This window comes from Collinsella sp. LCP21S3_A3 (assembly GCF_052118905.1).
GTDB lineage: Bacteria > Actinomycetota > Coriobacteriia > Coriobacteriales > Coriobacteriaceae > Collinsella.
Window position 1 is genome coordinate 1 of the sequence record NZ_JBQKGH010000031.1, and the last position, 6784, is coordinate 6784.

The 6784-nt window shown below is 68.8% G+C and carries 10 protein-coding genes; 1 reads left to right on the forward strand and 9 read right to left on the reverse strand.

From position 1 onward, the window contains the following. Window positions 1-85: 85 nt before the first annotated feature. Entirely contained in the window at window positions 86-289 is a 204-nt protein-coding gene (locus tag ACTQ0H_RS08970; RefSeq protein WP_441548073.1) for a helix-turn-helix domain-containing protein, read from the reverse strand. Between the two features lie 308 nt (window positions 290-597). On the opposite strand from ACTQ0H_RS08970, the gene ACTQ0H_RS08975 reads away from it, so the two are divergent. Next, entirely contained in the window at window positions 598-1260 is a 663-nt protein-coding gene (locus ACTQ0H_RS08975) for a hypothetical protein (RefSeq protein ID WP_441548074.1), read from the forward strand. Between the two features lie 169 nt (window positions 1261-1429). On the opposite strand, the gene ACTQ0H_RS08980 is transcribed toward ACTQ0H_RS08975, so the two are convergent. The 8 genes from ACTQ0H_RS08980 to ACTQ0H_RS09015 form a co-directional block, all read right to left on the reverse strand. After that, entirely contained in the window at window positions 1430-1735 is a 306-nt protein-coding gene (locus ACTQ0H_RS08980; protein WP_441042439.1) for a hypothetical protein, read from the reverse strand. Window positions 1736-1745: 10 nt separating this feature from the next. Then, on the reverse strand, window positions 1746-2114 hold the full coding sequence (locus ACTQ0H_RS08985) for a hypothetical protein (RefSeq protein ID WP_441401651.1): 369 nt from the start codon (window positions 2112-2114) through the stop codon (window positions 1746-1748). 2 nt (window positions 2115-2116) lie between these two features. Beyond that, a complete protein-coding gene (locus ACTQ0H_RS08990) occupies window positions 2117-2470 on the reverse strand; it encodes a hypothetical protein (RefSeq protein ID WP_441042116.1) in 354 nt (117 codons plus the stop codon). Window positions 2471-2473: 3 nt separating this feature from the next. Beyond that, window positions 2474-3352: a hypothetical protein gene (locus ACTQ0H_RS08995; RefSeq protein ID WP_441186305.1), complete on the reverse strand. Its 879-nt coding sequence runs from the start codon at window positions 3350-3352 to the stop codon at window positions 2474-2476. 2 nt (window positions 3353-3354) lie between these two features. Continuing rightward, window positions 3355-3849 carry a hypothetical protein gene (locus ACTQ0H_RS09000; RefSeq protein ID WP_441042112.1) on the reverse strand — a complete coding sequence of 165 codons (495 nt, stop codon included), beginning with the start codon at window positions 3847-3849 and terminating at the stop codon, window positions 3355-3357. Between the two features lie 11 nt (window positions 3850-3860). Beyond that, window positions 3861-4724: a hypothetical protein gene (locus tag ACTQ0H_RS09005; protein ID WP_441042110.1), complete on the reverse strand. Its 864-nt coding sequence runs from the start codon at window positions 4722-4724 to the stop codon at window positions 3861-3863. An 82-nt stretch (window positions 4725-4806) separates the two neighbouring features. Then, the gene (locus tag ACTQ0H_RS09010; protein ID WP_441042108.1) at window positions 4807-5910 is read right to left on the reverse strand and encodes a hypothetical protein; all 1104 of its coding nucleotides are present in this window, start codon (window positions 5908-5910) and stop codon (window positions 4807-4809) included. A gap of 2 nt (window positions 5911-5912) precedes the next feature. Then, a partial coding sequence (locus ACTQ0H_RS09015) for a hypothetical protein (protein WP_441548075.1) occupies window positions 5913-6784 on the reverse strand: 872 nt, incomplete at its 5' end.

A 6784-nucleotide genomic window follows, 5' to 3' on the forward strand; every position in this document is an offset into this window, starting at 1 on the left:
GGTCATCGGAGATCACCCGCCTCGGTGATCGCGTACCAGCAGAGCACGGCGCCGATGGCGAGGAGGGCGAGGACGAATGCGCCGTTCATGACTCGCTCCCCTCGGGCACCTTGGCGCCGAGCAGGCGATCAATCTCGGACCGCGGAAACCGTCGGTGACCGCTCGGGAGCCGAACGGACCTGATGAGGGGCGGCTCGGCGTCCGCCCAGCGACGCAGCGTCTTGATGGAGACGCTCAGCGCGTCCGCGGCCTCAGCCGGAGCAAGCGCCTTCTGGGTATACCTATTCATGACCTGAACACTAGACATACATAGCCACGGAGGTCAAGGGATACCCAAACTTGCCCACACAGTTGGGTAGTTTTGGGTATATGTGCAGGTGGGTGATGATGCTCTCGTGGCTGCGGGGCTGATTTGGGGCGAGCTGGCCCGCCATGACGAGGCGGTGGAGCGGATGCTGGACGCTGAGATGCCGATCGCGCTGTCGCGTGGACCTGTGGGGGATCGTCCTCGTGGGTGGTGGGCGGCGGCGGCTGGTCGGGCGATGCTGGCTGATCCTGATATCGAGGTGGAGTGGGCCTACGCCGCACTCCACAACCATGGCTAGATACATCGCCACGCGGGCCTGGCGTGACGCGTCCCGCATTCTCCAACGGCTCGACCACGACCTGGCGCATATGGGCCACGGCTACCTCCTTCGCGGTCGTCCCGTTGTGGACCCGGCGCTAGTGGTCGCAGAAACTGACTCTGGCGAGCCCTTCCCGGTCGCTTTCGGCAAGCCTCGCGCGCTCACAGCCAAGCATCTGGCCCGGATTCTCGGCGGAGATCGCCAGCCCAGCGCGCACTCGGTCGACGGCGGCTGGCGCTGGTACCAGGTTTCAATGCCGGATGTCTACGGCTACATCAACGCCTCCTCTCAGAGGCAGGACGCCGTGGGCCACCTGGCGCTCGTGGCCAGCGTTGTCCCCTACTCCCAGCTCACGCTTTCCGAGGCTGTTGGCGTGACGCTCGACATGATGCGCCTCGACCCTCGACCGGAGCTGGGCCTCCCGAGCAAAGCCGCAAGCGATTGGGCGGAGCACGGCCTCGGCCTGATCGACTGTTGGCAGGCCCGCCAGCTGCGCTACCAAGGCCGCGGACTGGGCGACGTGGAGACCCTGGCGCGCCGGATCGACGCGCTGCGTGCCATGTGCGCCCGATGGCATGTCCATCAGGCCGAGATGGACCTCGCCGCCGCGAAGGACAAGCTCACGGCCCGCTGAACGTCCGGGATTCTGGCCGCGGGGCTCGCGGTTTCAGCCTGTAAAGAACGCCCCCGGCATCAGCCGGGTGCGGCCTTGGGTCTTCCCAGCACCCGCCCGATGTGATGACACACAAATTTGCCCCCCCGACCACAGCGGTCGGGGGGGGCAGATTTGTGTTCGGGGCGGGCTAGGTGGCTCCCTCATCCTCGTCAGCGGCATGGCGGGGGGCCACGCCACTGTCGTCCTGGTAGCGGCGCAGCAGGTACGCCAGCAGCGCCGTACCTGCGGCCTGGATCGCGGACCAGGTCCACACCTCCCACGACGCCAGCCAGTCACGCAGCGACGGGGCCGCGAGCGAGCCGACGAGGGTGGTGAGCACAGCGAGTCCGACAGCGATCGCGAGGCCCTGCCGCAGGGTCTGCCAGCCACGACGGGCGGCGATCGCCGGACGATCCTCGGGAGCGATGCTGATGGGGTTGGGGGTGGTGGTCATGGGAGTCTCCTCAGGCAGTAGGCGTGGACGGCTCGGTGTCGTCCACCGGATCAGGGTCGAGCCACAGGCTCGGGTCGATATGGCCACGGATGCGGTGCGGGACGCGGGGCATCCGGCCCCAGTCAGGGCGGCGGAGCATCCCGACCTGGTCGATGAACCAGGCGGCGGCGGACAGCTGTCCCAGCCGCTCGGACAGCTCGGATTGCAGCGCATGCACCTGCTGCTCGAGTCGCTCCACGCGTGAGATGAGGTCAGGCACCAGGTCGGTGGCTGAGGTGATCTCCGCCGACCGCTGCGTCGAGCGCTGACCGGCACGCGCCACAAGCCACGCCACCACCGGCGACACCATGATCGCCAGCACAGATAGGACAGTACCCACCATCATGCCTCCCGATCGGCGGGGATGCGGGCCGTGATCCACACCGCCCACAGCGCGATCAGATACAACCCGAGTTTCGTCGCCGGGTCGTTGCCGTCGTGGGCGATCCATGCGACGATCCATGCGCCGACCCGTTCGGAGGCTACCAGCGCCATCGCAGCCAGACCCCACACCGACGCCCGAACATGGCTTGATGTGGCGATCGCGACCACGCCGGCAGCGACCCACAGGGCGGCTCGTAGCCAGTCGGGCAGGTCGATCAGCTCGGCGCGGGCAGGGACGGCCGCGTAGAGCAGCGACACCCCGACCAGCACCCATAGGACGCCGAGCCCGAGCATCGCTGTCCGGCGAGACACGCGTCAGTCCTTGAGTGCGTCGCCGAGCCGGGACACGACCGCGTCGGCGACGGCCTGCGGGGTTCCACCGGTCTTCACTGCGGCCTCGACGGCCGTGCGCACGAGCGGGGTGAGTCCGGCGAGCACCGAGCGGGCGATCGCCTGCTCATCGACGACCACGCCCTGACGCTTGGCGAGCTCCCGCACCAGCCGCAGCGTCTCCTGGCTGTTGATGCTGGCCCAAATCTGGTTGTTGTTGCGGGAGCTGGCGACGAGCGCGTTCGATGAGCCTTTCTGGAGCGGCTGCCAGTCGTAGGCGGCCAGCGCGTCGGTGACGATGGCTTTGAGCTGGTTTGGGGTGTAGGGCATGTCATCCTCCTGGGTGGATGTTTGGGTGGTGTGGGTGTCGGTGCGCTGCTGGTACTGCTCCCACGACAGGAGCGGGGACGGTCTCCACGGGTCCGGGTCGCGGTCCTTGCCGACGAGCCCGTCGAGGCCACGCCGGTAGTGCGACACCTGCACCATCGCCGACGCAGCCAGCCCCTCTGTGTTGGTGGTCTGGTCGGGGGGCATGAGCACCAGATGGTGATGCTCCACCCATGAGCGGGACGGCATCCGATGCCATGCCGCGAACCCGACCTGCCGACACGCCCTCAGCACCGCCTTGCGCTGCGGTGGGGTGAGGTGGTGGCGGATCGACAGGTCGACCACGCCGTCTCCGGTGTGGGTCGAGCCCGAGTAGGGGCTGCGTGGCTGCCACGACCCCTGACCGGGGCGGATGATCCACCCGTCCCGCCAGCCACGGAACTCGGGCATCGCGGCAGCCAGCCGCTCGGCCTCGATCAGTGCGTCCCGAGTGCGGGGCGACAGCAGGGAGCCGCGCCACGTGATCCGATCAGCCATCATCACACCTCGTAGGTCATCGTGAAAAACAGCGAGTCGCCCGACGCCCACCCACCAGGGTTGTTGTTGGAGATCCGCCCGGACGGGATCAGCGCAACCACACGGCCAGGGCCCACCGGCCTCACCGTCAGCGGATACTCAGACCCGCCACGCGCCAGCCACCCCACGCCAGTGACCATCATCCAGGCCCTGGCGTTGACCGGCATCGACCACACCCACGCCGCCGACCCGAGATTGGTGGTCGAGCCTCGCCCCATCGACACCGAGGCGTGCACCAGACGCCCCACCTGCATCCAGCGACCCTCCAGCGTGCCGTTTCCGATCGAGAGGTTGGTGCCGTCGCTCTGCGACCACGCCACGGCGTATGACGACCACGACGGAGACAGCGACGACAGCGCATTTTCGGTGCCCTGAGCCAGCAGGGCCATATCTGCCGGGACGTTGTTTGCGTCCGCCAACTCCGGCGTCCGGAGTCCATAGATCGGTGTGGTCGGCATCCCGTGCCTCCTTAGATCGTGGTGATGAGAGTGACCCGTCCAGCGTCGGGACGGTCAGATGGGCCCAGTAGTGCCATGTAGTCCGTGGTGCCCTGGTACGAGACAGCGATCCCGCGAGCAGCGCCGGACAGCAGCGCCGACACCTCAGCGCTGGTCAGCGCGATGTCGACGGTGCCGCCCTGTGCCACTGTCCCGGCGGCGCGAGGCTGAGTTGTCAGCGCGGGAGGTGACGATGGTCGCGTCGCAGCACCGTGCAGCGCCAGCCACACGGTCCGCGCCGCCGACATGCCCGCACCGGTCGCCCGATACAGACGCACCACACCAGACGAGCCAGTCCCGCCCCGTGCCAGGGTCGAGCCGTAAAAAAAGTAGCCGGTGTTGTCGGCCACCTGCCCCGAGGTGGAGTGCCCCTGATAGGCGCGGTGCCCGGCGGTGCCGTCGCTGCGCCACCTCCCAGACCTAGCCGTCGCAGCCTGCACCGCCCCAGCAGCCACAGTGGCCGGTGCGGGCGCCGGATCAGTCTGTGGCGGGGTCGGGTCAGACGGCGGCGTGGATGGCGGCGGCGGAGCGGACGGTGTGCCGATACGGCCCACCACCACACCACCAGCAGACCCCCACAGCAGCGCCACCCGATCACCCACCACCGGCACACCACCGACGTGCGGGACCGTCACAGGCCCCACCCCAGTCGAGACGGTCACCACACCAGACCCAGTGGATGACACAGTGCCCTCACTCGGCCGGGCGGTACGCAGACCCACCACATGCCACACCCCCTCGGAGCGCAGCAGCAGCACCCGGTCACCAACCGCCAGCGGTGTCGGCAGCCACACCAGCGGCGTCACCTCGGACCCCAGCACCGACACCAGCAGCACCGGGGAAGTTGCCCTCACCTCCCCCGCGACGGCAGGCGGACGAGCCGGGGTCAGAGCAGACGCGACAGCATCACCCAGAGGATCAGACATCGACCAGCACCCCCCACCCAGCGCTCGCCGTGACCGTCATCGATCCCCCAGTCAGCGGCAGCCTGATACCCGTCACCAGGGCATCCACCGTGCGGGTCGGCAGCCGTAGCCGCAGCGTGTCCAGCACATCAAGGGCCGGGTCTGGGGCGCACGTCACGGTCAGCACCTGACGACGCGCCGCCCTCGCCCGCTCACCCATCGTCCTCGCCGCCGACGCGCACTGAGCGTTCGTCCGCATTAGCGGGGAGTGCAGGAACTCGGGGACGCGTCCGAACCCGGAGGCATCCCATGCCAGCGGACCCGATGCCTCGAACTCGGCCCCACGTAGCGGCTGCCCAGACTCCGACTCCGATGTCACCACCCACCCGTTGCGGAGCCCGTCCCGGTCCATCACCGGCACCCACTCCACCACATCAGCAGCAGACGCCTCCCACACCTGACCAGACCCCACATCCGGGACACCCTGGAGCGCCCCGGCACGATCCACCCACGCCACCACACCCGCCAGACGCATCACCGACAGCAGCGCATCCATGCGGGACTCCGAGTACTCCACCGACGACGGCACCGTCTGCGACGCTGACCAGTCACCGACCGGCAGGATGTCGGCGACGAGCCGCTGCACCTCAGCGCGCACCGTTCCCCCACGCGGCCGCGTCGGGGTCGTGAACCGGTCATCGGCGACGATCCCCAGCAGGTCACCAGCGGAGACGCGCAGCATCTGAGCACCACGCACCCACCGGCCCGAGCGGTGTAGCCGCCACGGCGACCCGTCCGGCACGATGCGCTCCACGCGGAACTCGCCCAGCGGCGCATCACCGACGCCGGCGTACCCGGCACGCACCACCAGTCGATGCCCATGCACCGCCAGCGGCGCATCCGGTGCGCCCGTGAACAGCGACCCGTCCGGGTCAGCCACAGACAGTTCCAGCGACGACTGCACCTGCCCGCCCCGCACCTCCACCGACAGCGACCCGTCCACCACCTCCAGCGGCTCAGCAGTCAGCACCTGACCCCGCAGCGTCGGCCACACCTGACACGACAGCTCCACATCCCCCAGACGAGCCGCACCCCACCTCTCATCGACCGGCCACATAGCTACGCCTCCAGCAGACGGAGACGGTCCAGATACGTTGCCGCCGCAGCAGTCGAGTCCTGATACGTCGGATGCTCAGCCATATCGTCGGCATAGGTACGGGACGGCACCACCGGCAGGATCGCCGGCCCCCGCGACTCATACCCGTCCATCTGCCACGTCACCCGAGGCAGGTGCGGCACAGTCCGCTCCGACTCCACATCAGCCGCCGACACGTACAGCAGCCCCGTCGGATGATCCAGACACTCAGGGTCGCCCCGCAACACCACCGTCGGCCCGGCCAGCATGATCGCGTCCACCGCCTGCACCGTCGCCTCATCCTCAGCGACCAGACGCCACGACCGGACCCGCACCTGACGCTCACCGCCCTGCGTGATCGGCAAACCACCCATCGGACGCACCATCTCCATCGCCGACGACCACCGGCCACGCGACCCGCCCCGCAGCACACCAACCACCACAGACCCCATCGGGGACATCGGGTCAGACAGCCACGCCATCGAGTGCCCGGGCGACGGGGCCGACACCTGCACCGACGCCGACTCCATCACCTGACCCGACCCGGACAGGGCCTCCACCCGATACGACACTGGAGAGCCGACAGGCAAGTCATAGTCCACCACCCGAGCCGACGACCCGAGCAGCACGTGACGGCCACGCACCAGCACCTCTGCCGCGCGCCACACGCGCCACGCTCGCACCGACACCGCACCGGCAGGCACCTGAGTCACCAGCATGTCCACCCACGGCGGGGACTGCATCACCAGCGGAGCCAGTATCATCAGCGTCTCCTCACCGTCGATGCCGACCGACGGCCAGCCATCTCGATCCGCGCATCCACCAGCCGCTCCACACCCGAGGTCGGGTCCACCAT